We start from the raw sequence: 24,788 nt of genomic DNA on the forward strand, positions 1-24,788 counted from the left end.
CCACCGTCCCAAATGGTGAGACGGTTCCGGGCGCGTCCTAGGCCGACGGCAGGCAGGAGGGTCCGAAGACCGACTTGATCTCGGCCATCATGGAGGTGTCGTGCCGGGTGCGGAATCCGTCACCAAAGGTCAACAGACGCACGTTGCCCCGGTCGTCGGTGACGGCCAGACGAACCTGACAGTAACCGGGGTGGGACTTGAGTATCCGAGCCAGCCGCTCCATGTGCCCCCGGTCCAGAGCCTGCTTGGGCAGGGTGATGGTCAGAGGCCGCTCATCCGCCGACTCCAGGACGGGCACCTCCATATCGTTGACGCGGATGTTGGTGGCCTCGTCACGAAGCTCGACCACTCCCCTCACCCTGATGACCGAGTCCAGAGCCAGGTCGTCGGAGTGGGCGTCGTAGACCTTGCCGAAGAACATGCATTGGATGGAGCTCTCCAAGTCCTCGATGGTGACGATGGCCCAGGGGTTGCCCTTCTTGGAGACCCGGCGGTCCACAGCAGTGACCAGCCCGGCCAGGGTCACCGCCTTGCCGTCCATGCTGTTAGACCGGTTGAGCAGCTGGGCGATGGACATGTCTCGCATGCCAGCCAAAACCGAGGTCATGCCGCTCAGCGGGTGGTCAGACACATACAGGCCCAGCATCTGCCGCTCGAAGTTGAGCTTGGTGGACTTGTCCCACTCGTCGATGTCGGGCACGGTCACCTGGGCATCGCCCAAGGCATCCTGCTGGGGGGCGTCCTCATCGGCGTCGGCGAAGAGGTCGAACTGGCCCTCGGCCTGCTTGCGCTTGATGGGCATGACCTGGTCGACGGCTTCATCGTGAATCTGGAAAAGCGCCCTCCGGTTGGGGTCAATGCCGTCGAAGGCACCGCCCTTGATCAGGGATTCCACGGTTCGCTTGTTGAGCACCTCCATGGGCACCCGCTTGATGAAGTCCATGAAGTTGACATACTTGCCCCGGGGTCCCTGGCGCTCCTTGATGATGTCCGCCACCACCTTGTCGCCCACATTGCGGATGGCTCCCAGGCCGAAGCGGACCACGTCGCCGACAGCGGAATACTCGGACACGGACTCGTTGATGTCAGGCGCCAGGATGCGGATGCCCATCCTTCTGGCCTCGCCCAGGTAGAGTGCGGTCTTGTCCTTGTTGGTCCGCTCGTTCTGCAGCAGGGCGGCCATGAACTCCACCGGATAGTGGGTCTTCAGATAAGCGGTCCAGTATGCGATCAGGGCGTAGGCCGCGGAGTGCGCCTTGTTGAAGGCGTAGCCCGAGAAGGGCACCAGGACATCCCAGACCGCCTGGGCGGCCTCCTGGGAGTATCCGTGCTCCTTCATGCCCTCGAAGAAGGGAACCTGCTCCTTGGCCAGGACGTCTGGCTTCTTCTTGCCCATGGCCCTTCGCAGCACATCGGCTCGGCCCAGGGAGTAGCCGGCCAGAATTCTGGCCGCGGACTGGACCTGCTCCTGATAGACGATCAGGCCATAGGTCTCATCGAGCACGCCCGCCAGGGGCTTGGCCACTTCGGGATGGATGGGCTCGATCTTCTGCAGCCCGTTCTTTCGCTTGGCATAGTTGATGTGCGAGTTCATATCCATGGGCCCCGGCCGGTAGAGGGCGATCAGGGCGGATATGTCATTGAAATTGTCGGGCTTGAGCATGCGCAGCAGGGAGCGCATGCCGTCACCATCGAGCTGGAAGACGCCCAGGGTGTCGCCCCGGGACAACAGCTGGTAGGTCTCCTTGTCGTCCAGGGGGACTTTCTCGATGCTGATGGGCTCCTTGCCGTTGCGCTTGATGTTGTTGACCGTGTCCCTGATGACTGTGAGGTTGGACAGCCCCAGGAAGTCCATCTTGACCAGCCCCAGGGTCTCGCAGGTGTGGTACTCGAAGGTGGTGGTCACCGTGCCGTCGGTGCGCTCCATCAGTGGCGAGGTATTGGTGATGGGATTGGAGGCCATGATGGTGGCGCAGGCATGCACGCCGGTCTGACGGATGATGCCCTCTATGCCCTTGGCTTCTTCAGTGATCCGCTTGACGTCCGGGTTGGACTCGTATAAGTCGCGGAACTCCTTGGCCTCCGGGTAGCGCTTGGACTGGGGATCGAAGATCTCCTTGAGGCTCATGTCCTTGCCATTGACCGTAGGCGGCAGGGCCTTGGTGACCTGGTCGCCCACGGAATATTCGTAGTCCATGATCCTGGCTGAGTCCTTCAGGGCCTGCTTGGTCTTGATGGTGCCGTAGGTCACGCACTGGGCCACCTTGTCGGAGCCGTACTTACGACCCACGTAGTCCAGGACCTTCATGCGCCCCTCGGGGTCGAAGTCCACGTCGATATCAGGCAGGGAGACGCGCTCAGGGTTGAGGAATCGCTCGAAAATCAGCCCATGCTTGAGCGGGTCCAGCTCGGTGATGCCCATGGCGTAGGCCACCATGGACCCTGCCGCCGATCCACGGCCCGGTCCCACCATGATTCCGTGGTTCTTGGCCCAGTTGATATAATCGGCCACCACCAGGAAATATCCGGTGAACTGCATCTGGCAGATGACCCCGCACTCGTAGTCGGCCTGGTGGGATACCTCCTCGGGCACCCCGTCCGGATAGCGATTCTTCAACCCCTCGTCCACCTTCTTTAGGAAAAGGGAGGTCTCGTCCCAACCTTCCGGGCAGTCGAAACGGGGCATGAAGGCCCCGTCCTCGTGGTCGTCGAACATGACGTTGCAGCGTTCCGCGATCTCCAAGGTATTGTCGCAGGCTTCGGGGAACTCCTTGAAGATCTCGCGCATCTCCTGGGCCGAGCGGATGTAGTAGCCGCTACCGTCGAACTTGAAGCGGCCGGGGTCGGTCAGCCGGGATCCCGAGTTGATGCAGAGCAGGGCGTCCTGGGCCGAGGCATCCTCCTTGCGCACATAGTGCGAGTCGTTGGTGGCCACCAGGGGGGCATCCAGACGACGGGCGATCTCCAGCAGATCCTTGGTCACCCGATGCTCGATCTCCAGCCCATGGTCCATCAGCTCGACGTAGTAGTTCTCCTTGCCGAAGATGTCCTGGAACTCCCCGGCGGCCCGCAGGGCCTCGTCGAACTGGCCCAGCCTCAGCCTGGTCTGGACGATGCCCGAGGGGCAGCCGGTGGTGGCTATGACCCCCTTGTGATAGGTGGACAGCAGGTCCTTGTCCATGCGGGGCCACTTGCCGACCAGACCCTCCAGGTTGGCCACAGATGAGGCCTTGATCAGGTTGACCAGGCCCGTGTCGTCACTGGCCCAGAGGGTCATGTGGGTGATGAAGCCGCCACCGGAGACATCGTCAGAACGCTGCTCGTCGGTTCCCCAGTGGACCCGGCTCTTGTCCTGGCGGGCAGTCTCAGGGGTCACGTAGGCCTCAATGCCGATGATCGGCTTGATGTCAGCATCTACAGCCGTGCGCCAAAGCTCATAAGCCCCGTGCATGTTGCCGTGGTCGGTAATGGCTACGGCCGGTTGCCCCAGCCGTCCCACCTCGGCAACCAGGTCAGGAATCCTGCTGGCCCCGTCCAAGGTTGAATAGTGGGTATGGGTGTGAAGGTGAACGAAGTCTGACCGGGTTGAGGACATATCTCCAATTTACCCAGGCCCCTGGCCGAATCGCCGGAGTCCGCTAGCTGCGTATACCGGTGGCGCCCTGACGTTCGATCTGCAGGGAGCGGCGCAGATCAGCCGGGTAGGAGGAGACCACCTTGGTCCAGATTTTGGTGCGGGGATGGCGGAATTCCAGGCGCATGGCGTGCAGCCACTGCCGCTTCAGGCCCAGCCTGTCCGCCAGGTCGGGGTTGGCCCCATACATGTGGTCGCCCACCAGGGGATGGCCTATGGAGGAGAAGTGCACGCGTATCTGATGGGTGCGCCCAGTCTCCAGATTGACGCTGACCAGGGTGGCCGAGCCGAAACGTTCCAGCACATCCCAATGGGTGATGGCCTCCTTGCCTGCAGGGGTGACCGTGAAGCGGAAGTCCGAGACCCGGGCGCGTCCGATGGGGGCCTCGATGGTGGCCTTGTCCTCGGTCAGATTGCCCTGGACCAGCGCATGGTAGATCTTGACCACCTCATGTCGGGCGAATTGCCGACGCATCTCCTTGTAGGCCAGGTCGGACTTGCAGACCAGCATGAGGCCGCTGGTGCCCGCGTCCAGACGAGAGACGATGCCCTGACGACCTTGGGCCCCCATGGAAGTGATGTGGGTACCCCGCTGCAGGAGGCTGCCCAGAACGGTTGGCCCGGTCCAGCCTATGGAGGGATGTGCCGCCACCCCCACCGGCTTGTCGACGACGACCACGTCCTCATCCTCGTAGACCACGGGCATGTCCTCAGCCACCGGCTCCACCTGTTTGGTTGACTCGGGCTCGTCCAGCTCTATCACATCACCGCTCATCAAGGTAGTGGCCTTGTTCACTCGGCGGCCCATGATCCGCGCATGACCCTGGGCCACCAGATCGCTGGCCTTGGCCCTGGACAGGCCCAGCATCTTGGACAGGGCCAGATCCAAGCGCCGACCTACCAAGGCATCCGGCGCAGGAAGAAGCCGTGTCACTTTGCCGCTCCCCCATGTTTTAGTGTCTTGGACCGGTCGCTGAACCGCACATTACAGATAATGAGCACCACTACGGCCGCGCCTGCCAGAGTCAGATAGACGTCGGCAACGTTGCCCACCGACCAGCCGTAGTCCAGAAAGTCGACCACGGCACCGTCAAGAAAACCGGAGGCATAGGCAACCCTGTCGATCAGATTGCCTGCTGCCCCGGAGAAGGCCATGGAGAGGACCACGGTCCAAACCATGGAGGTGGTGCGCAGAGCCAGAACAATGATGAGCAGACAGGCTGCTAAGGCAATCAGGGATATGACCCAGGTACTCCCAGACCCCAACCCCAGGGATGCACCGGGGTTGCGTACCAGTCGCAGACCGCGTAGAGGACCAGGCAGAACCACCCTGATACCGTTGCCCAGTCGGGCCAGTGCCAGGGCCTTAGTCAGCTGATCCAGGGCTATGGCCACTGCCGCCAGAGCGACGAAAACGGCCACGCGTCCGCGCAGCCGTCTCATAGATGTGTTCTTCGTCATTACCGGATGGAATCAGTGGGCCTGTTCGGACTTCTTTTCCATGGACTGATAATTGCTGGTGTCTGAAATCTGGTTGATCAGCTGGTTGAGGAACTCGGTCAGCTTGCTGCGGTAGCCCGCCTCGAACTGCTTGAGCCCCTGGATGTTCTCCTCGAGAACCTTGGACTGATCCATGAGCTTGTTCTTGACATCGGCGGCATAACGATCGGCGCTGTCGCGGGTGTTCTTGTCGTACTCCTGCGCCCGAGTCTGCACCTGTGTCTCGTACTCGTCGGCCTGGGTGTGCTGGCGCTTGGAATAGGCGTCAGCATCGGAACGGGTCTTGACCGAGTACTCGTCGGCCTGAGAACGTACTCGCTGCGAGTAGCCATCAGCCTCGGAGTGCACTCGCTTGGAGTACTCGTCCACCTCGGCACGTGTCCTCTTGGAGTAGTCCTCAGCCTTCTTGACGATGTCGTCGTGCTGGGCGTGGCCCTCGGCCACCAGCTGGGAAGCGTTGGCCTTGCCCTTGTCCACGTACTGATCGTGCAATTGCATGGCCAGGGTGAGCATGGCGGTGGCCCTCTCGGGCTCGCTGCTGGCCTCGGCACCAGCCCCCGCGATCCGCTGCAGACTGCCCGTTTCGGTGGAGGGCTCGGCCTTGGAGACCTGCTGGCGCAACTGCTCCTCGCGCTTGCGGGACTCCTCCAGCTGCTTGTTCAGCTGCTCGGTGCGCTGCTGCTGCTCCTGAGAGGCCTTCTGAGCCTGGGTGATCTGCTGGCGGGCCGTGGCCATGCTCTGCTGGGACGCATTGAGCTGGTTGGTCAGAGCCTGGACCTGCTGGCGGGCCTGGTCGCGTTCCTTTTGCATGGCCGTCAGTTGGTTGGTCAGAGCCTGGGTGTTGTTGCCCGCAGCGGCCTGAGCAGTCAGCTGGTCGATCTGGGAGTTGAGTTGCTCGACCTGACGCTTGAGCTGGTCATTCTGGGAGGCCAGGGTTTTGACCTGACTCTGGGACTCGGCCAGTAACCGCTTAGTCTGCGCATCCACGGCGGGCTGCTGGGCTGCGGAGCCTTGGGCCTGTTTCAGATCCCCATTCTCCTTTTGCAGCGATTCCACCTGAGCCGTCAGATCGGAGATCTTGGAGTTCAACGAGGCCACATCGGTGCCCAGGGACTGGGTGGAAGCGGCACTGCCTTGCACGGCCTGCTTGCCCAACGCTTCAACCGTGTCTGTGACCTGATCCAGGAAGTCGTCGACCTCGTCGACGTCGTAGCCTTCCTTGAACCGCACTGTCTGGAAGGTATGCTCCCTTATATCATTAGGCGTCAATAGAGCCATATGTTTCTCCACCTCGCTTCAGGCCAACCAGCCCGATTGTGTTCTCTTACTGCATGCTAGCACGGAGTATGCCGTATCCGCGGTCTTGCCTCTAGCCTATAAGCACCTGGATGATGATCAGTGCGGCGTAGAGCACCATGAAGGAGACATCAAGCTGAATCCTGCCCATGGGCAGGGGCGGAATGTACCGGCGCAGCCAGCGAAGCGGCGGCTCAGTCAAGGCATAGATAACCCGGATGAGCGAGGCTACGAAGCCACGAGGGTAACAGCGAGGCGACAATACCAGAACCCAGTCCAGAATCATCCGCACGAAGAGGACCAGCAGGTAGGTCTCGATAAGGATGTCTACAAGATAGCGAACAAAAGGAACAAGCATGCGTCTTCAGGCTCCTGCGGACACGGTTGCCAGGGTGTCAGTCACTGGGCGAAAAGCCCCTTGGCCGAAGAACCCGACTCAGGCTCCTCCACCTTGATGTTGACCTGTGCAGGACTGAGCAGGAAGACCCTTGGGGTGACCCGCTCAATGGACCCGCGTACTCCGAAGACCACACCGGCGGAGAAATCGACGATCCTGTAGGCCACAGACTCGGACACCCCAGTCAGGTTGAGGACCACCGGCACCCCGTCCCTCAGGGCCCTGCCGACCATCTGGGCATCCTCGTAGGACTTGGGATGAATGGTAGTGATGCGGTTGATCCGGCTCTGGAAAGGTGTGGGCTCGGCTTCCTGGCTGTTGGATGCAGATTGCTGAGCCATGGGGGTCACAGAGTGATCGGTGTCGAAACCGTCGCGAGCCTCGTCATCGTCGGCCAGATCGTCGTCATCGTCGTCCACGACATCCGACATGCCGAAAAAAGACATCGCGTTTTTCATCAATCCTGCCATATCTGCTCCTTCGCCTGATTACCGCAGAAAGTCAGGGATATCCAGATATCCCGGGTCGGAGGTGCCGTCATCGCCAGAGGCGGGGGGCACCACATCGTGTTCGGAGGTCTCATCGGACTCCGCCTGGACGGACGGATCCGCCATAGGTTGCTGGGGTTGCTGGGGCTCCTGGACCGGGGTGGCCACTGCCGGTGCAGCAGTCGAGTCTGCTGCGGGGGCTTTCGTCTCATCTTTCTTTGGGGTGGGATCGAATCCGGCGGCGATGACCGTGACCCGCACCTCGTCCCCATAGGCGTCGTCCAAGGCCAGACCCCAGATGATCTGCGCCTCGGGATGGATGGCATCCTGAACCAACTGGGCGGCAGCAGATGCCTCCTGCATGCTCAGGTCGCTGGGACCGGCCACATTGATAAGAGCTCCATGGGCGCCCTCGATGCTCTCCTCCAAGAGCGGGGAGGAGATGGCGATCTCAGCAGCTTGCGTGGCTCTATCCTCACCCCTGGCTGCGCCGATGCCAAAGAGGGCAGTGCCGGCATCCTTCAAAATAGCGGTGACATCGGAGAAGTCCACGTGAATGTAGGAGTTCATGGTAATCAGGTCGGTAATGCCCTGAACGCCGGCCAGCAGGGCCGTGTCGGCGGTTTTGAAGGCATCCATGACCGAGACCGTGCGATCCGAGAGATCCAGAAGCCGGTCATTAGGGATAACGATAAGGGCATCGACCTCCTTGCGGAGGTTCTCGATGCCCGATTCGGCGGAAGCGGAGCGCCTGGGCCCCTCAAAGGTGAAAGGCCGAGTGACCACGGCGATGGTGAGCGCGCCTTGCTGACGGGCTGCACGCGCAACCAAGGGGCTGGCTCCGGTGCCTGTGCCGCCGCCCTCTCCTGCAGTGACGAAGACCATATCGGCACCCTTGAGGACCTCTTCAATGTCAGATTGATGGTCCTGGGCAGCCTTGGCCCCCTTCTCCGGATCGGCACCGGCCCCCAGGCCACGGCTGTTGGCATCAGAAAGGGAGATCTTCACATCGGCATCTGAGCGCAGGAGATCCTTGGCATCGGTATTGATGGCCACAAACTCGACATTTTGCAGACCCTCGGCGATCATGCGATTGACAGCATTGCCACCGGCTCCACCAACACCAACGACCTTGATGTTGGTCTTGTCATTGAAATTGTCATTCTGGGCAATCTCGCTCACAGTATGCTCCCGTCACTCACGTTACGCTCAACTCTAGCGCAGGTCATATACGCCAACACGCATTTGCCCACAGGCGTTCCGACCCTCCCTGACGGCCGTGGGCCTAGGGTCCGGGAGGTCAGAGCCAACCGCCCTGGTCTTCCGAAAGAACCTCCACGCCGTTCTGTCCGTATTCTAAACCCTGATTCTAGACCCGGATGCACATGCTTGGCGAGAGGGATATTTCCGGCTTCAGTAGGAGGCGTCCATGGGATCATTGCCAAAGAGCGTTTCGCGCTCCTGATGGGTGGTAGTCCGCGAATCCAGCCAGCCATAGGGCAGGCGAACCTTCTTGGCATAGCGGACCCGGCCCCGGGGCTTGCCGGCCACGGCACGCGGATAGGGCATGTCCTGGTCCAGGTCGGCGATGCAGCGATCCAGATCCTCCAGGTTCTCGCATGCCATGAAGTCGCGGCGCACCTGTCCCCCCACGGCGAAACCCTTGAGGTACCATGCCACGTGCTTGCGCATATCATGGACGGCCATGCGCTCGTCGCCGTCGTAGAACTCGACCAGGAGCCGGGCATGGCGGGCCATGATGGCCCCGACCTGACCCAGGGTGGGTTCCTGCCGTTCCGGCGAGCCGGCCAGGGCCGCAGCGATGTCGGCGAAGAGCCAGGGACGGCCCTGGCAGCCCCGGCCGATGGCCACGCCTGCGCAACCGGTCTGGGCGAACATGTCCAGGGCATCCTCGGCTGTCCAGATGTCGCCGTTGCCGAAGACAGGGATGTCGACGGACTGGACCAGCTGAGCGATCCGATCCCAGTCGGCATGGCCGCCATAGTATTCAGCCGTGGTTCTGGCATGCAAAGTTACGGCGGCGCACCCCTCTTCCTGGGCGATGTGAGCCGCTTCCAAGAAGGTCTCGTGCTGGTGGTCGATGCCCACCCGGATCTTTGCAGTGACGGGGATTCCGGCAGGCGAGCAGACAGCGACCACTCGATGAACCAGTTCGGTGAAGAGGTCGGTCTTCCAGGGAAGGGCGGATCCGCCGCCATGTCTGGTGACCTTGGGGACTGGGCAACCGAAGTTCATGTCGATATGGTCGACCCAGCCCGCATCAACCACCATTCTGGTGGCCTGCTCCATGATTTGAGGGTCCACCCCGTACAACTGCAAGGAGCGCACCTTCTCTTGAGGAGCGAAGCGACACAGCCGGAAGGCCTTGGGGTTGCGCGCCACAAGGGCCCGAGCCGTAACCATCTCCCCCACATACAGTCCGTCGGATCCATACTCCCGGCAGAGCAAACGGAAAGGCCAGTTGGTCACGCCCGCCATGGGCGAAAGCATGACCGGCACAGGCACGGTTATAGTGCCCAGCTGCACCGGAGCAATCTTCTGGGTCGGGCGATCAGTCTCAGTACCGGCCACCGGCCTCGGCCACCTTGATGGGTTCGCTCTCGTCCGTGCCCGGCTCGCTGGCCAGGTCCGTGTAGCCGTCGGCGGCACGCGCGCCGGTCAGGTCGGAGGGGCCCATGGGATAGCGCACCCGCTGTTCGCCGACGACCCGACGCACGTAGTTCTCCACCTGGTCCAAGGCCACTCGGTCCTGCTGCATGGAGTCGCGGTTGCGGATGGTAACCGCCTTGTCGTCAAGGGTATCGAAGTCCACGGTGATGCACAGGGGCGTGCCGATTTCGTCCTGACGACGGTAGCGGCGGCCGATAGCGCCGGATTCGTCATAGTCCACCATCCACTCGTTCTGGCGCAGGTCGGCGGCCAGGTCATGGGCGATCCGCTGCAGATCTGGCTTCTTGGACAGGGGCAGGACGGCGGCCTTGACCGGGGCTAGCCTCGGATCCAGACGCAGCACGGTGCGCCGGTCGACCCCGCCCCTGGTGTTGGGAGCCTCGTCCACGTCATAGGCATCCACCAGGAAGGCCATCAGCGAGCGCGTCAGACCGGCCGCAGGCTCAATCACATAGGGGATGTAACGCTCCCCGCTGGCCTGGTCGAAGTAGCTCAGATCCTCGCCCGAGTGCTCGGCATGGGCCTTGAGGTCGTAGTCGGTGCGGTTGGCCACGCCCTCCAGCTCGCCCCACTCGGAACCCTGGAAGCCAAACCGGTACTCGATGTCCACGGTCCGCTTCGAGTAGTGGGCCAGCTTCTCCTTGGGGTGCTCATAGTGCCGCAGGTTCTCCGGCTTGACACCCAGGTCCACGTACCAACGGGTCCTGGCATCGATCCAGTACTGATGCCATTCCTCGTCGGTGCCGGGATGCACGAAGAACTCCATCTCCATTTGCTCGAACTCACGGGTGCGGAAAATGAAATTGCCCGGCGTTATCTCATTGCGGAAGCTCTTACCCATGTTGGCGATGCCGAAGGGGGGCTTGGAGCGGGAGGAAGCCATGACGGACTTAAAGTCCACGAAAATGCCCTGGGCAGTCTCGGGACGCAGGTAGTGCAGGCTCTTCTCGTCCTGGACTGGCCCCAGATGGGTTTGCAGCATCATGTTGAAGTCTCGCGGCTCGGTCCATTGGCCCTTGGTGCCGCAGTCCGGGCAAAGGATGTCCTTGAGGCCGTTTTCCGGATCATGGCCGTGCTTCTCGACGTAGGCCTCTTCCAGGGTGTCGGCCCGGTGCCGCTTGTGGCAGTTCAGGCATTCGATCAGGGGATCGTTGAAAACGGAGACATGGCCCGAGGCCTCCCAGACCGCCGTGGGCAGGATGACCGAGGTGTCCACGCCAACCACGTCGTCGCGGGTGACCACCATGGTCCGCCACCACTCACGCTTGATGTTGTCCTTGAGGGCCACGCCCAACGGACCATAGTCCCAGGCCGAGCGCGTCCCGCCATAGATCTCCCCTGCGGGAAAGACGAACCCTCGGCGCTTGGCCAGGGAGATGACCTCATCCAGTTTCGATACTGCCACTGATCACACCTTCTATTGGGGATTGCCGTATAGTTCATACGGACCAACGACTGGACTAAGCATACCGTTGACTTATGACCGAACATCAATCGGAAGAAAAGATCCGTCAGACCCCAAGCCTACGATTTTATTTATTGCGGATGGGATGAGTGCGCGATTTAGGAGATGTTTCATCTCAATCAACGAAAGGCTTCGGATATGGTTCAGGCACAAAATTCACAGGATTCTGCATATCTCAACACAGTGGCTTCGGTCACTATCGCTCCTATCGGCCTGGGCGAAGAGCTCTCAACCTATGTAGCTCAGGCTATCAAGGTCATACGGGATTCAGGATTGTCCAACGAAACCAACGCCATGAGCACGGTAATTGAGGGCGATCTGAGCGAAGTAATGCAAATCGTCGAGAAAGCCACCAGAGCTCTGGCTGAACAAGGCTACCGAACTGAAGTCAGTCTGAAGTTGGACATCCGCCAAGGCAAACGATCTCAAATTCACCAGAAAGTAGAGCTGATCGATAAAATTCTTCAATGAGACGGAATTGAGCATCATGTATGCATTTTTTGAAATTATATGTCTAAGGATAAATGTAACCGCGGGCAACCAGCATATATGATGCATCTATGACCACGATGAAGCAGATTGCTAAAGAACTAGGCGTGTCCGTATCATCGGTTTCCCTAGTTCTTAATAATCGCGACCATGGTCGTATCAAGCCAGCAAAGGCCAAGCAGATACGCCAAACTGCCGAACGACTGGGATACCAGCCTAATCCGTTAGCACGTTCGTTACGCACATCCAAGACTGGCCTTTTGGGGTTCATAAGTGAGGATGTAGCTACTACGCCCTTTGCGGGTGGAATTATTCAAGGCGCTCAGGACGCTGCCAGGGCATCGGGCTACATCATGCTGACAGTTAATGCCAAAGGAGCAGCTGAGGAGGAAGAAGATGTTGCAGCGCTGAGACGCTATGGGGTCGACGGATTTCTTTACGCCAAAATGTACAACAGAGTTACTACTATCCCCGACTATCTACGGGGAAGTCCAATCGTACTTGTTGATGCCACGGATGCCGACGGAGTTAGCCCTAGTGTGGAACCCGACGAATACTTAATTGGCGTTGACGCTACCAATGCCTTGATTCGCGCAGGAGCCAAAAGAATTGCCTATATTGGCTGTCAGGATCCACTCATTGCTCAAAGGGAACGCAGCCGCGGATATCGACAGGCGCTAAAGGATGCCGGCATACCAATCCTGGATTCCATGATGATCAAGGTGGGCGATAACGAGAGAGCTTTAAGAGACGTTGAGAGACTCTTTGACGATGAACATCCAGATGGGTTCTTCTGTTTTAACGATGCAAGGGCTTGGTATGTGTATGAAAGCGCTGCTCGTCGCGGACTTACGGTAGGTAGGGACATATCCGTGGTGGGGGTGGATAATCACCTTGTCCTGGCACAGACTATGACTCCCCGTCTCAGCACGGTCGCACTGCCACATTATGAGATGGGATACTGGGCGGTGTCTCAACTAGTTTCCAATATTCGTCATGAACATATCAATATGAATGATATGCCCGAAACACTTGCCTCATTGCCTCCTCTTGGAGGCCCCTATCCGGCCAAAATCCACTGCCCCCTGATTTATAAAGAATCCCTGGTAGGAGGAGAAACCGATTAAAATCATTTTTTGATTCTTCTTTGCATGTTTAACTCATTGCTTTTCTGCTTTTAGAGTCGTTGACCTCACTGCGTTTCCTTCTAAAACAGGTGCACGCTAATTGCCCTTTCTTCTTTACGACACCTGTCTAGCTACAAGCTGCCATATGTAGCGTCAATCGTTTGACGTATATCGATTGACGCTATACTGTTTAAATGCGTTAAGTACCAATAACTGAAAGTTGAGCAGCAACCAATGGAGTCTGGCTGGTCCTTTTAAGGCAGAATCACCATCCTCATTCCATTGTTCAGTAGACATACAGCAAAGTCACCGTCGAAGGAGACCCGGAAGGAGTGACCATGAGAATGAACAAAAAAAGATCATTGATCCGACTTATCGCAGGAATAGTAGCTCTATCTGGCATGGTGTCATTATCTGGTTGCGGCGAAGCCGCTAGACAAGAAGCAAAGATGCAGGGCAACGAAATCACGCTCTGGACCCACACTGCCGGCTCGGAGGCAGAACTTTCGACCGTGGAAGACATCGTGGCAGATTACAACTCTTCCCCGGATAGGAAGGGTACCGTCAAAATCCAGTCTTTTCCCCAGAGCTCATACAATGATTCAGTTATCTCAGCTTCAACGGCAGGAAACCTACCCTGTCTGGTCGACGTGGACCAGCCCAATACACCATACTGGGGTTGGGCTAACATTCTGGCACCTCTAACTGACAAAGCCTTACTCAAACGCACCAATCAGTTAATCGGGTCTGCCAAAGGTACTTGGAATAAGCAAATCTACACTGTCGGCTATTTCGATGCCACCACGGCACTCTTCGCAAGAAAGTCGGTCCTCAAGGATCTGGGCATCCGAGTGGCCACAGTCGATAGACCATGGACGAAGGCCGAAATGGACGATGCCTTGGCCAAAATGAAGGCCAGCGGCCATTGGGCCTATCCTTTCGAAATGGGGACAGCTGATAACAAAACCGAATGGTATGCCTATGCTTACGCCCCAATTCTGCAGTCTTTCGGTGGAGACCTGGTCAACAGAAAGGACTATCAAACCTCCCAGGGGGTTCTAAATGGCCCAGAGGCCATCGAGTTCGCCAATTGGATGCGTTCGCTCGTAGAACACGGTTATATCAACTCAAAGGGAGGATCCGACACCGCTCTTGATTTCGTCAACAAGAAGTCTGGTCTTCTCTACGGAGGTATCTGGACCATGTCTACCGTCCAAAAGTACGCAAAGGATTCCGACGATATCGTGGCCATGCCTATGGCAGACTTCGGTCACGGGTCTGTAGCCGGTGGTGGTTCATGGACCGTAGGTATGACTCCAACCTGTAATAACAAAGAGGCCGCGATGAGCTACATCCGTTTCTCCCTCAAAGACAAGTATATAGCCCGAATGGCCAAAGCCGGCATGAACATTCCTGCCACAGTTGGTGCGCAGAATCTTATCCCTGAGTTCGAGCCGGGCGGCAGCATGCAGATCTTCACCAAGATCTCGAGTAAGTACGTAAAGATGCGACCGGAAACACCTGCTTACAACTTCATATCTACAGAGTTTCGCAAGACCATTGGTGACATCATGAACGGCTCAGATGCCGCATCAGGCCTCAATAAGGCCGTCAACCACATTGACGGAAACATTAAGGGTGCAGACGGATATATCAAGAAATGAGAACACAGCTATGTCTAGTTCAATTCAGACCACTATCATCCGACAACCAGCAGATGGGGATACAGCATTGACTCCCAATAATAAATCAGCTGAGGTCATTCACGAGAACCGCGCCGGCTGGCTTATGCTAGCTCCGGCCTGTATACTTTTGGTTCTTTTTATTGGAATTCCCGTGGCTCTTGCCTTTGTCTTATCTTTTACCAATGCAAGAACCATTAGCCCAAATCCAACCAGATTCATCGGATTAAACAACTTCACCAGGCTCTTCTCTGACCCGACATTCTGGCGAGCTCTTCTGAATGTGGCTATTTTCGCGGTTGTTGTGGTCCCGGTTCAGGCCGGCTTAGGTTTATTTTTAGCTGTACTTATTAATAAAAAAGTACGTAGCTCCGTCTTCTTCAGGACCGTCTATTTCTTGCCCGTGGTCACTTCCATGGTGGTAGTCTCCCTACTCTGGATGTTCATTTACCAAAATGACGGAATGCTGAACCAGGTGCTTGAAAAACTGACCTTCCATCACTGGACAGCCGTGGACTGGCTGAATAACCCTCAAACGGCCCTTGGCGCTATTATCGTTATGTCCATTTGGCAAGCTGTTGGTCAACACATGCTGATCTGGCTTTCTGGCCTGCAAACCATATCTGCAGAGCTTTACGAAGCTGCTGAACTGGACGGATGCGATGCATGGCATCAATTTACCAATGTAACCTGGCCAGGATTGCGATCCACCAGAAATATGATCCTAATCACCATCACAATAGCTGCGCTTAGCCTCTTCACCCAAATCAACGTTATGACTCAGGGAGGGCCCAGAGATTCGACCACAACCGTTGTGTTCGAAGCCGTCCGGTCCGGGTTCCAGCAACAGGAAATGGGGTACGCATCAGCCATCACCCTTGTCTTCTTCCTGATCATCATGGCCATCACGGCCGTTCAGCGTCGGATTACCCATTCGAATTGAGCATTAAGCGATAGAAAAAGGTATATATCATGACAATCGGCACTGCATCATCAATCTCTGTCCATGAAGACAAGACAATTAAAGAGAAGTACCGGCGTAATCGGCTATCGATCGGCGGTTGGCTGGTCAGAATCTTATTTGCCTGCCTCTTCGCCTTTCCTCTTATTTTCATGGTCGTATCCTCATTCAAGCCTGATGATGAAATAATGGCTGATTTGAGTTCCGTTAAAGCCTTCCTGCCAACTGGTAATGTCTCACTAGATAACTACGCACAGGTTTTCACAAGAGTGCCTGCTGGTAGGTTTTTACTGAACTCTGTTTTTATTACATTAGTCACCGTGGTCTTGGGAGTCTTGGTTAACTCTATGGCTGCCTTCGCCATTCAACGTCTAAATATTAGATTTAAGAAAATTATTTTTACTTTTATACTGGCTACCTTGATGGTCCCCTTCGAGACTTACGCTATTCCCCTACTATGGTGGATCAACCAGTTGCCGAGGCCAGCAATCGACCAGTTTGGGTTGTACTTCACAAGAGGATGGATGGATACACTGACCATTCAAATCATCCCGTTCATTGCCAACGCTTTCTCAGTGTATCTTTACATGCAGTACTTCGAGACTATTCCCAAGGATTTGGATGAAGCCGCCAAGGTGGACGGCGCTGGGTGGTTCCGTATCTACTCTCGAATAGTCATGCCCCTATCAGGTCCAGCAACGGCTACTGTCGTCATCCTCAGCTTCCTACCTATGTGGAACCAGTATTTATGGCCACTTATGGTAGTCCAGTCTGAAAATAACCGTCCAGTTATGATTGGCGTGCAGTATTTTCAACAAATGACCACTTCTTGGGGACAAATAATGGCCTACAGTTCACTGATTACACTCCCAATCATTGCTGTCTTCGTCATATTCCAACGGCAATTTGTCTCCTCGATCGCAGCTACAGGCGTCAAGGGGTGATACTCGCCTAAAACCCGCTCAGTTCAGAAAGAATCAAACTAGGAGAAAGAAATATGAAGACAGACAGCCTCGACCGCACCTGCCCAGATGATTCCGAAAAAGCTATAAACAGAGCAGAGCAACATCTGAGAAGGGGTAGGGTCAGTCGCCGTGACCGATGGTACCCCCTTTTCCACATCGCTTCCCAGAGCGGCTGGATTAACGATCCCAACGGACTGAGCTACTATCATGGTCGCTGGCACGTCTTCTATCAGCTCAATCCATACGAACCTGTCTGGGGACCTATGTACTGGGGTCATGTCTCCTCTTCTGACATGGTGACTTGGCGAAGAGAACGTGTGGCCCTTGCCCCAGGTGAGGGTGATGACAAAGATGGAGTCTTTTCCGGTTCGGCTGTTGTGGATGATAACGGTAATCTCTGCGTCTACTACACCGGTCAACGGTGGTTGGATCCAAATAACAGCCGAGCTGGGCAGACCCAAGTGCAAATGATGGCCCGAGCGCTGGATCCAAATGCTGTACACTTTGAAAAACTGGGACGGATTATTGCCCCACCTCAAAACCAACGAATGGATGATTTTCGCGACCCCAAAGTCTGGAAACAAGACGGGATCTGGTATATGATCCACGGTGTCGGAACAGCTCAGCAGAAGGGGCAGATATGGCTCTACTCCTCCAGGGACATGATTTCATGGACTTTCCTCAAAGTCATCTTTGAAGATAAGAATCCTGATGTCTTCATGGTGGAATGTCCAGACCTCTTTCCTCTGAAGAATGCAAAAGGTGATACCGTCTGGGTGCTCTGCTTATCGGAGATGAGGCGTGATCCACAAGACCCCGATGCAGAAACCAATGTGGTCGCTGGCTACATGGTAGGTGACTTCAGTCCTGAAACCGGATTCCAATCCAAGACAAGCCTAAGAAAGTGGGATCACGGACACAATTTTTACGCCCCCCAGTCCTTTATGGCTCCGGATGGACGGCGAATTATGTACGGGTGGATGAAACCTGATTCTTCCTCCATGCCAACGATTGAAGATGGATGGAACGGACAATTAACCATCCCACGGGAGGTCAGACTAGATTCAAAAGGTAATGTATGCACTCTGCCTGTGTCCGAAATGGCAGAACTTCGAGAGAATGAACTCCAAGCGGGCTCACTGTTGGTACAGCCTGAACCGGAAATCACACTCTGCGAAGACTTACAAGCAGGTGAGATCATCATGGAAATAGACCTCGAAACCTCTAGTTTCCACCAAGCAGGCCTGAAGATCCATGCGACTGCCGATGGGTCTTATGTTTTACTGACCTACGATAAAGAAACTCATCAGCTTATCCTTGACAGGTCTAGGGGGGGTAACGGCGACAGGAGTAGCAGGATTGTCGAACTCGATGCAGTGGAAAATGAGCTGAGCCTACGTGTCTATGTGGACAGAGGTTCCATTGAGGTTTATGCCAATCAAGGCGAGGCAGTCTTGTCCTCTTACAGCTTCCCCAACGAAGGTCCAAGAAGTCTAATTTTGACCAGCTCGGGGGGCAACATGGTTATAACCCAGTGTCAAGTTTTTACTCTCCGCGACAATGGTCTAGCTGGTTAATGAAAGGTGGTTCAGCCTTACAGAGTCGCCGATTTCAATCTCAATGATTCTCGATGGACTGGCAAGGTCTCATACGACGACAGCTGGCAATGATCTAGAAATAGGAATGACAAGGATGGAGTTGGCAGTCCAGGAGTTGTGTAGTTATCTGAAGGGCATCCATCCTGACACTTCATAACCAACTCTTGACACGGCCAATCTGCTGGCTAGCCGCCTGAACTAACTAACAGTGACATGGGTTGACTCCATTTCACTTTCAACGAGACAGAAAGGAAGTCAACCCGTGCACATCTTGTTAAACCCATGCCTTGCAGAAACGGTTTCCTTTTGAATACCGTTTTCAGTCGATCCGGCTTCGGCTTTATTTGCCGACCTTAACCAGCAGAGCCATCAGCCCCGAGACAATGGCTGCCGCACCCATGAAGAGGAAGGCTCCAACGAAGGAGCCGCCGGCTGCCTTGACCAGGTAGCCGATGATCATGGGAGCCAGGAATCCGCCCAAGGTGCCGCCGGTGTTGATGATGCCTATGGCGGAGCCGATGATGTGCGGGTCCATGATCTTGTGTGGCCAGGTGAAGATGCCGGTGAAGGCCACCACAGAGACGCAGGAAACCAGGATCAGCAGCAGGAGGGAGAGCCAGATGTTGCGCGAGAAGACAAAGCATACGACCAGGACGGCGCTGATCACCCCGGCGCCCAGGATGGCCACCTTCTCCCTGCCCAGGAAGAGCTTCGAGAGCAGCTGACCGGCATAGATGGTGGCGACGGTCGTGAATACCGCATTGACCGCCAGCAGGATGCCTGCCTGCCCGATCGAGAGCCCGAAGGTGTTTTTGATGAAGGTGGGCATCCAGGAAATATTGCCGTACAGGAGAATATTGAGCAGGAGCATGGCCACGAAAAGGACCAGCACGTTCCGATTCTTCAGTACCTCGAGGAACCCTGCCCCCTTGGCTCCGGGCTCCTGGTCAACCTCAGGCTGGCGAGGCTTGGAGGGTACGAAGATCAGGATGCAGACAAAGGCCAGCAGATAGAGGGTGCCCAGCACGGCGTAGGCCAGATGCCAGTTGATCGCAACCAGATTGGCTCCCAGAACGAAGGCCAGAATGCCGCCGATGCCGGAGGTCGACAGGATGAGGGACTGTACGAAGGTGCGCCGTTCCTGGGGGAAGTTCTCCGCAATCGACTTGGAGCAGGAGGGCGGATAGCCGCCGTGGCCCATGCCAGCGAAGAATCTGACGATGATGAAGAAGGCCAGACCATTGGCCAGGCCGAACAGGTAGCTGAACAGACCAATGATGATCATTGAGGCCATCAGCACACGCTTGGCCCCAAGCCGGTCGGCCAGCCAGCCGCTGGGTATCTGCATGAGCGAGTAACCCAGGAAGAAGGCCGACATGATGATGCCTGTCTGCCCCGAGTCGAGGTGGAACTGCTCAGAGATGGGGATGATGGCGGTCGAGATCATGTTCTTGTCCATGTACACGATCGAGTAACCGGCCATCAGGGAGAAGATCAGCGTTCCGCTCGCCGTTTTCGAGGATTGCTTGATTGGCATTGGTCTGTCATCCTTCAGTCGAAGTCGGTCGCCGCCAGGCGATGTGATCAGAAGGGGTCACAGGGCCAGGCGGCAGCCGAACAGTAGATCAGTGGGGCATCACATCGTCAGGAATGACGACCTTGTAGTCCTGACCGGCGAAGGTCTTGTCGAAATCTTCCTTGGCGGCCTTGACCAGATCCGGGTCGGTAAACGCATCGTAAGCGGTCAGAGCCAGGGTCTTGCCCGCAGCCAGCAGACCCTTGTGGGCCACCGAGGACTTGCCGTTGGCCGCCCATTGCCAGGAGTGTGGTGAGGTGCCCTGGGGTTCGAAGCCGCCGCTGAACTGGGCGGTGGGCGTCTGCCAGCTGACATCGCCGACATCGGTGGACCCCGATGCCGTATCGGTGAAGGCCAGCGGATACTTCTTCAGGGCCATGGTGGACTCGGCCATCTTCCTGATTTCCTCATCCGGAAGCTCAGGGAAGGCGGCCTTGGTACGGCTGAGCACACGCTGCTTACCGGCCTCGGGGACCGTGTCCGTGTAGCGGCGCTCGTAGTCCAGCTCCTGCTGGTCCAAGGGCAGGGGGCCGACGACGTCCAGGTTCCTGTCTATGGCCTCGGTCAGCGGATGATTGGGGATGAAGTTGTAGCAGGCCGCGTCGAACTCTTCCTTGACCTGGGTCTCGGTCATCAGGGCCGCACCCTGGGCGATCTTCTCCACACGCTTGAACAGATCCTGAGCCTGATCCATCCTGGGAGCGCGCACGAAATAATAGAGCCGGGCATGGGACTGCACCACATTGGCCGACTCGCCGCCTGCGTCGATGAAAGCGTAGTGCACGCGGGCCTCATCGATCATGTGCTCACGCAGGAACTGCACGCCCACGTTCATCAGCTCCGCGGCATCCAAGGCGCTCCGGCCCAGCTCTGGGGCCGCAGCCGCGTGGGCCGGCACGCCGGTGAAGTCGAAGTAAGCCTGCAGGACTGCCAGGCTGGAGGAGCCCCAGGCCTGGGTCACATCCGAGGGGTGCCAGGACAGGGCCAGATCCAGCCCGTCGAAAACTCCGTCCCTGGCCATGAAGGCCTTGCCGTAACCCGACTCCTCAGCCGGGCAGCCGAAGACCTTGATGGTCCCCTTGAGCCCCTTCTCCTCCATGAAGGTCTTGATCCCGACTCCGGCCGCGACGGCTGCCATACCCAGAATGTTGTGACCGCAGCCTTGCCCGTTGCCGCCTTCGACCAGGGGCTTGTGCTCGCCCAAATCAGCCACCTGGCTGAGACCCCCCAGGGCGTCGTATTCACCGGTGATGCCGATCACCGGACGGCCCGAGCCCCAGGTCGCCACGTAGGCATAGTCCATATGGCCCACGCCCTTTTCGATGTCGAAGCCCTCCTGCTCCAGCACCTTGTAATGCTGCTGGACCGACTCCTTGACGGCAAATCTGGTCTCGGGGGTACCCCAAATATGGTCGGCGGCATCGATGAACTCCTGTGACTTGTCCTCGATGATCTGCATGATGCGTTGCTTGTCGTCCACGCCTGTCACTCCTTCGCTTCGTTTGCTGCCCTAATCGCCACAGCGGATATGTCATGCTCCGCTGCGATATGACACAGACTACCTTTCAAGGGCATTACGAGAGTGTTCAGACATGTAAATTTGGACGACTATGGCTAACTTCACAAATTGAGATGCCTTGTTTTCTCAGGCATTCTCCACGCCTCCGAAGCGCCTGTCCCTATGGATGTAATCGTCGATGGCCCGCCAGAGCACCTCGCGCCCGCAGTCGGGGAAGAGCTCGGGCACGAAATCCAGCTCCGCATAGGCCGCCTGCCAGGGCAGGAAGTTGGAGGTGCGCTGCTCCCCCGAGGTGCGCAGGACCAGGTCGCAGTCCGGTATGTCGGGGTTGTAGAGATGCTGGGCGATCATCTTTTCCGTCACCTTGGAGCCCTTGATTCGCCCGGCCGCCACCTCCCGGGCGATGTCGGTGGCTGCGTCGGCCAGCTCAGCCCGGCCCCCGTAATTGATGCAGAAGATCACATCGATCCTGGTGTTGTGGCGGGTACGCTCCATGGCCGCCTCCAGCTCGTCGATGACTGACTTCCAAAGCCGAGGGCGACGGCCCGCCCAGCGCACGCGCACTCCCCAGTCGTCCATCTGGGCCACACGCCGATGGATGATGTCCCGGGAGAAACCCATCAGGAAATGCACCTCGGCCGGCGAGCGCTTCCAATTCTCCGTGGAGAAGGTATACAGACTCAGATATCGGACCCCGGCCTCGATGGCCCCGGCTATGGTGTCGAAGACCACAGGCTCGGCGGCCCGATGACCCTGGGTACGCTCCATACCCCTCTGCTTGGCCCAGCGGCCATTGCCGTCCATGATCACACCAAGGTGCCGCGGGACTGAGCCCTCGGGGAATTGCGGAATACGCGCGGGGTCGGAGAATGGGGCTGCAGGCACATCTAGGGAGGTGTAGTCGACGGGGTCAAAGCTCATGCTTCAAGAATCTAATAGCCTAAGGGACCTGATGGGCCGCTCCAGGTAATATTCGCCCCATTTCTCAACAAGACCGTCGCACAGGGGGGTGGAGCCTTTGCCGTCCAGCTTGGACCAATCCCCGCTGCTCAGCGCCCGGAAACGGGCCAGGGTGGCAGGATCCACCGCCACGGCGTCAGTAGGCCTGTCCCGACTGCAGACCACCCCGCCGCCGGGCACAGAAAAGTGGGTCAGCTGGTCGGTACGGCCGCAGACGATGCAGGAATCCAGCCGGGGCCGCCACCCCGCCAGCGCCAGGGAGCGCAGCAGATAGGAGGCACCGATGTCACGGGGTCCATGCCGGTGACCTGCCAGGCTGGCCAGGGCGGAGACCAGCAGACGGTATTGCTCCGGGGCCGGCTCATGCTCGCCCACCACCAGTTTGTCGGCGGTCTCAAGCATGACGCCCCCGTTGGCGTAGAGGTCATAGTCAGCGCATATGGCATCCGCATAGGCGGCTGTGCAGACGGCCTGGGAGACGATGTCCAGGTTGCGGCCGCGGGAGATGAGCAGATCGTCACGCATGAAGGGCTCCAGACGAGCGCCGAAGCGGGACTTGGTCCGTCGCACCCCCTTGGCAACGGTCCTGACCTTGCCGTGCCCCCTGGTCAGAATGGTCACGATCCGGTCGGCCTCGCCCAGTTTGACCGTTCTGAGGACCAGACCCTCGTCACGATAGATGGCCACGACGGACCCGTCCTTTCATTGATAGATGAACAGGCCCCAGAAGGCGAAGATCAGCAGGACTCCGAACATGGCCAAGGTGGTGACGATGAAGATGGCAACGCCAAAGCGGGTGGAGGCCAGAACAGGCCTGGGATCCAAGTTCCGCATCTGCTGACGCAAAGTGGGGCCGCCGGCCTTGCTTGTGCGGACCTGGTCGGGCAGCCGGTCCAATCCCCTTAGGGAGGCTACTTCGACCATGCGGGCGAAGGTGCGCGACCAGGCCCAGATGACCAGTGCGCAGACCACCTGGATGACCGGCCAGCTCCAGTAGCTGACCCCCGCCTGGTCTGGCACGCCACCCCAACCCAGGCGTACCACGGCCATGATGACTTGACCCAGACCCGCTCCGAAAAGGACCAGGGTAGCCAGGGTGGTACCAGTGATGGTGACCAAGGTCCCGCCGAAACCATGGCTGAAGCCCAGAACCGGGTCCTTGCGTCGGCGCAGACGGAACACTTTCATCAGGCCGGCCACCACGGCCATGACCAGAGCCGCCAGCAAAAGAACCAGGGTCAGCATATGCAGGACCAGCATATAGATGGTCAGCGAACGCCTCCCCCGCAGGTCAGTAGGCACGGCGATGGACTGGTGGATGGTGGCCCCGCCCACGCTGGGACTGGTCTGATGCAGGCCATGGACCTGACCCACCGCCCAATCGATCATGTCCTGCTGGTAGTGGTCGGCCAGGGGCGTGCCGGTCCGGGCCTCATCCCCCAGCCGCAGCACATGGTTGGAGACGGGGTAGGACCGCACAGTTACATTCTCATTGCCGGAGGCATGGGCCTGGGAAAGCACGCGTTGCACCCCTTCCACCTGGGCGGTCATGACATCCTTGGCCCCGTAGGCCAGCAGGGTGGGAATGGCATAGGTGTAGCGGTCGGTGGGGTCGATGTCCAGATTGTTCAGGCCCAAAAGGGTGGCATCAGTGCTGAAGAGCCGACGGACCACCGACTGGTAGCCCTGGTTGGCCCCGGCAATTGCAAAGTCCTGGGCCACGAAGAAGCCCATAGCATGCCGTGGTGAATAGACCATGGGACTCAGCAGGATCTGGAAGGCGATCCTGTGATCCATGGTCAGCAACATGGCGGCAATCCAAGTGCTCTCGCTGGTGGCATATATGCCTACCTTGGATGCATCCACATCATCCCGGTCGCGCAGCAGATTGGCAACCCGCTCGTAGGCCCTGGCTGAGGCTGGATAATCCCGATCAGCATCCGTGGTGGACCAGACCGGCTTGTCCAGCACGGCGGTGACGAAGCCAGCAGAGGCCAGGGTCCGGGCTACGTCTCCGAAGGAGTTATCGCAGGTGCCGTAACCGGCGCCATGCATGAAAACTACAGCCGGCCTATGGCCTGAAGCCCCCTGAGGAGTGCGAATCAATATTCGGATGCGCTGGTGCTCACCTGTGGCAGGCCTCTCCACGCTCATTTCCTGGTGGCGGGATTCGACCTGATACTGCCCCACGGTATCCCTGGCAACCCCGGCAGGCCAGTCGAAGGTGACCGCGGTGTCCGGCGTCAGCGTGGGAAAATTCTGATCCACTGGTTCGTATTTCCAGGGGACGGCGGTCAAGTGGGAGACAGAGGCCAGCAGACCCATGAGGATGACGAAGACAGGCAGACTGGTCATCAGCCGCCTGACCCTGCTCCACCGGCTCGCGGGGAGGGAACGCTCAACCTCTTGGGACACGACGGCCATTGTAACCGGTGGCGAG

At 58.0% G+C, this 24,788-nt stretch carries 20 protein-coding genes; 6 read left to right on the forward strand and 14 right to left on the reverse strand.

All coding sequences use genetic code 11. From position 1 onward, the window contains the following. Positions 1 to 37: 37 nt before the first annotated feature. The 9 genes from dnaE to H3T90_RS02555 form a co-directional block, all read right to left on the reverse strand. Positions 38 to 3,595 (reverse strand): DNA polymerase III subunit alpha, encoded by a 3,558-nt coding sequence (gene dnaE / locus H3T90_RS02515; protein ID WP_198207208.1) that lies wholly within the window; start codon positions 3,593 to 3,595, stop codon positions 38 to 40. A 43-nt stretch (positions 3,596 to 3,638) separates the two neighbouring features. After that, positions 3,639 to 4,568, reverse strand: a complete 930-nt coding sequence (locus H3T90_RS02520) for an RluA family pseudouridine synthase (protein WP_046322661.1) — start codon at positions 4,566 to 4,568, stop codon at positions 3,639 to 3,641. Further along, positions 4,565 to 5,077 (reverse strand): signal peptidase II, encoded by a 513-nt coding sequence (locus H3T90_RS02525; RefSeq protein WP_198229474.1) that lies wholly within the window; start codon positions 5,075 to 5,077, stop codon positions 4,565 to 4,567. Before H3T90_RS02525 ends, H3T90_RS02520 begins: the two co-directional genes overlap by 4 nt. 30 nt (positions 5,078 to 5,107) lie before the next feature. Continuing rightward, positions 5,108 to 6,412 (reverse strand): DivIVA domain-containing protein, encoded by a 1,305-nt coding sequence (locus tag H3T90_RS02530; protein ID WP_110412575.1) that lies wholly within the window; start codon positions 6,410 to 6,412, stop codon positions 5,108 to 5,110. 91 nt (positions 6,413 to 6,503) lie between these two features. After that, positions 6,504 to 6,788 carry a YggT family protein gene (locus tag H3T90_RS02535; protein ID WP_198229475.1) on the reverse strand — a complete coding sequence of 95 codons (285 nt, stop codon included), beginning with the start codon at positions 6,786 to 6,788 and terminating at the stop codon, positions 6,504 to 6,506. 41 nt (positions 6,789 to 6,829) lie between these two features. After that, positions 6,830 to 7,297 (reverse strand): cell division protein SepF, encoded by a 468-nt coding sequence (locus H3T90_RS02540; RefSeq protein ID WP_121913743.1) that lies wholly within the window; start codon positions 7,295 to 7,297, stop codon positions 6,830 to 6,832. Positions 7,298 to 7,315: 18 nt separating this feature from the next. Continuing rightward, positions 7,316 to 8,497: a cell division protein FtsZ gene (gene ftsZ / locus H3T90_RS02545; protein WP_198229476.1), complete on the reverse strand. Its 1,182-nt coding sequence runs from the start codon at positions 8,495 to 8,497 to the stop codon at positions 7,316 to 7,318. A 231-nt stretch (positions 8,498 to 8,728) separates the two neighbouring features. Then, positions 8,729 to 9,907, reverse strand: a complete 1,179-nt coding sequence (dusB, locus tag H3T90_RS02550) for a tRNA dihydrouridine synthase DusB (RefSeq protein ID WP_198229477.1) — start codon at positions 9,905 to 9,907, stop codon at positions 8,729 to 8,731. Further along, on the reverse strand, positions 9,894 to 11,411 hold the full coding sequence (locus tag H3T90_RS02555; protein ID WP_198229478.1) for a glycine--tRNA ligase: 1,518 nt from the start codon (positions 11,409 to 11,411) through the stop codon (positions 9,894 to 9,896). The genes dusB and H3T90_RS02555 overlap by 14 nt, the downstream gene beginning before the upstream one ends. A 198-nt stretch (positions 11,412 to 11,609) precedes the next feature. Between H3T90_RS02555 and H3T90_RS02560 the strand changes: the two genes are divergently transcribed. From H3T90_RS02560 to H3T90_RS02585, 6 genes are all read left to right on the forward strand, one after another. After that, positions 11,610 to 11,942 carry an MTH1187 family thiamine-binding protein gene (locus H3T90_RS02560; protein WP_198229479.1) on the forward strand — a complete coding sequence of 111 codons (333 nt, stop codon included), beginning with the start codon at positions 11,610 to 11,612 and terminating at the stop codon, positions 11,940 to 11,942. Positions 11,943 to 12,031: 89 nt separating this feature from the next. Beyond that, positions 12,032 to 13,087 (forward strand): LacI family DNA-binding transcriptional regulator, encoded by a 1,056-nt coding sequence (locus tag H3T90_RS02565; RefSeq protein ID WP_198229480.1) that lies wholly within the window; start codon positions 12,032 to 12,034, stop codon positions 13,085 to 13,087. A 338-nt stretch (positions 13,088 to 13,425) separates the two neighbouring features. Further along, positions 13,426 to 14,751: an ABC transporter substrate-binding protein gene (locus H3T90_RS02570; protein WP_198229481.1), complete on the forward strand. Its 1,326-nt coding sequence runs from the start codon at positions 13,426 to 13,428 to the stop codon at positions 14,749 to 14,751. Between the two features lie 10 nt (positions 14,752 to 14,761). Then, a complete protein-coding gene (locus tag H3T90_RS02575; protein WP_198229482.1) occupies positions 14,762 to 15,712 on the forward strand; it encodes a carbohydrate ABC transporter permease in 951 nt (316 codons plus the stop codon). A gap of 29 nt (positions 15,713 to 15,741) precedes the next feature. Continuing rightward, positions 15,742 to 16,674, forward strand: a complete 933-nt coding sequence (locus H3T90_RS02580) for a carbohydrate ABC transporter permease (RefSeq protein WP_198229483.1) — start codon at positions 15,742 to 15,744, stop codon at positions 16,672 to 16,674. A gap of 53 nt (positions 16,675 to 16,727) precedes the next feature. Continuing rightward, the gene (locus tag H3T90_RS02585) at positions 16,728 to 18,272 is read left to right on the forward strand and encodes a glycoside hydrolase family 32 protein (RefSeq protein WP_198229484.1); all 1,545 of its coding nucleotides are present in this window, start codon (positions 16,728 to 16,730) and stop codon (positions 18,270 to 18,272) included. Positions 18,273 to 18,633: 361 nt separating this feature from the next. Here H3T90_RS02585 and H3T90_RS02590 read toward each other — a convergent pair whose 3' ends face one another. From H3T90_RS02590 to H3T90_RS02610, 5 genes are all read right to left on the reverse strand, one after another. Continuing rightward, complete coding sequence (locus tag H3T90_RS02590; RefSeq protein ID WP_198229485.1) at positions 18,634 to 19,830, reverse strand: MFS transporter; 1,197 nt, start codon at positions 19,828 to 19,830, stop codon at positions 18,634 to 18,636. Positions 19,831 to 19,918: 88 nt separating this feature from the next. After that, positions 19,919 to 21,349 carry an amidohydrolase gene (locus H3T90_RS02595; RefSeq protein WP_198229486.1) on the reverse strand — a complete coding sequence of 477 codons (1,431 nt, stop codon included), beginning with the start codon at positions 21,347 to 21,349 and terminating at the stop codon, positions 19,919 to 19,921. A gap of 165 nt (positions 21,350 to 21,514) precedes the next feature. Continuing rightward, on the reverse strand, positions 21,515 to 22,309 hold the full coding sequence (locus tag H3T90_RS02600; RefSeq protein ID WP_046322639.1) for an isoprenyl transferase: 795 nt from the start codon (positions 22,307 to 22,309) through the stop codon (positions 21,515 to 21,517). Between the two features lie 3 nt (positions 22,310 to 22,312). Next, a complete protein-coding gene (gene recO, locus H3T90_RS02605; protein WP_198229487.1) occupies positions 22,313 to 23,035 on the reverse strand; it encodes a DNA repair protein RecO in 723 nt (240 codons plus the stop codon). 15 nt (positions 23,036 to 23,050) lie between these two features. Beyond that, positions 23,051 to 24,703 (reverse strand): alpha/beta hydrolase family protein, encoded by a 1,653-nt coding sequence (locus H3T90_RS02610; protein ID WP_198229488.1) that lies wholly within the window; start codon positions 24,701 to 24,703, stop codon positions 23,051 to 23,053. Between the last annotated feature and the right edge of the window lie 85 nt (positions 24,704 to 24,788).

Source organism: Bifidobacterium polysaccharolyticum (assembly GCF_016101585.1).
Lineage (GTDB): Bacteria > Actinomycetota > Actinomycetes > Actinomycetales > Bifidobacteriaceae > Bombiscardovia > Bombiscardovia polysaccharolytica.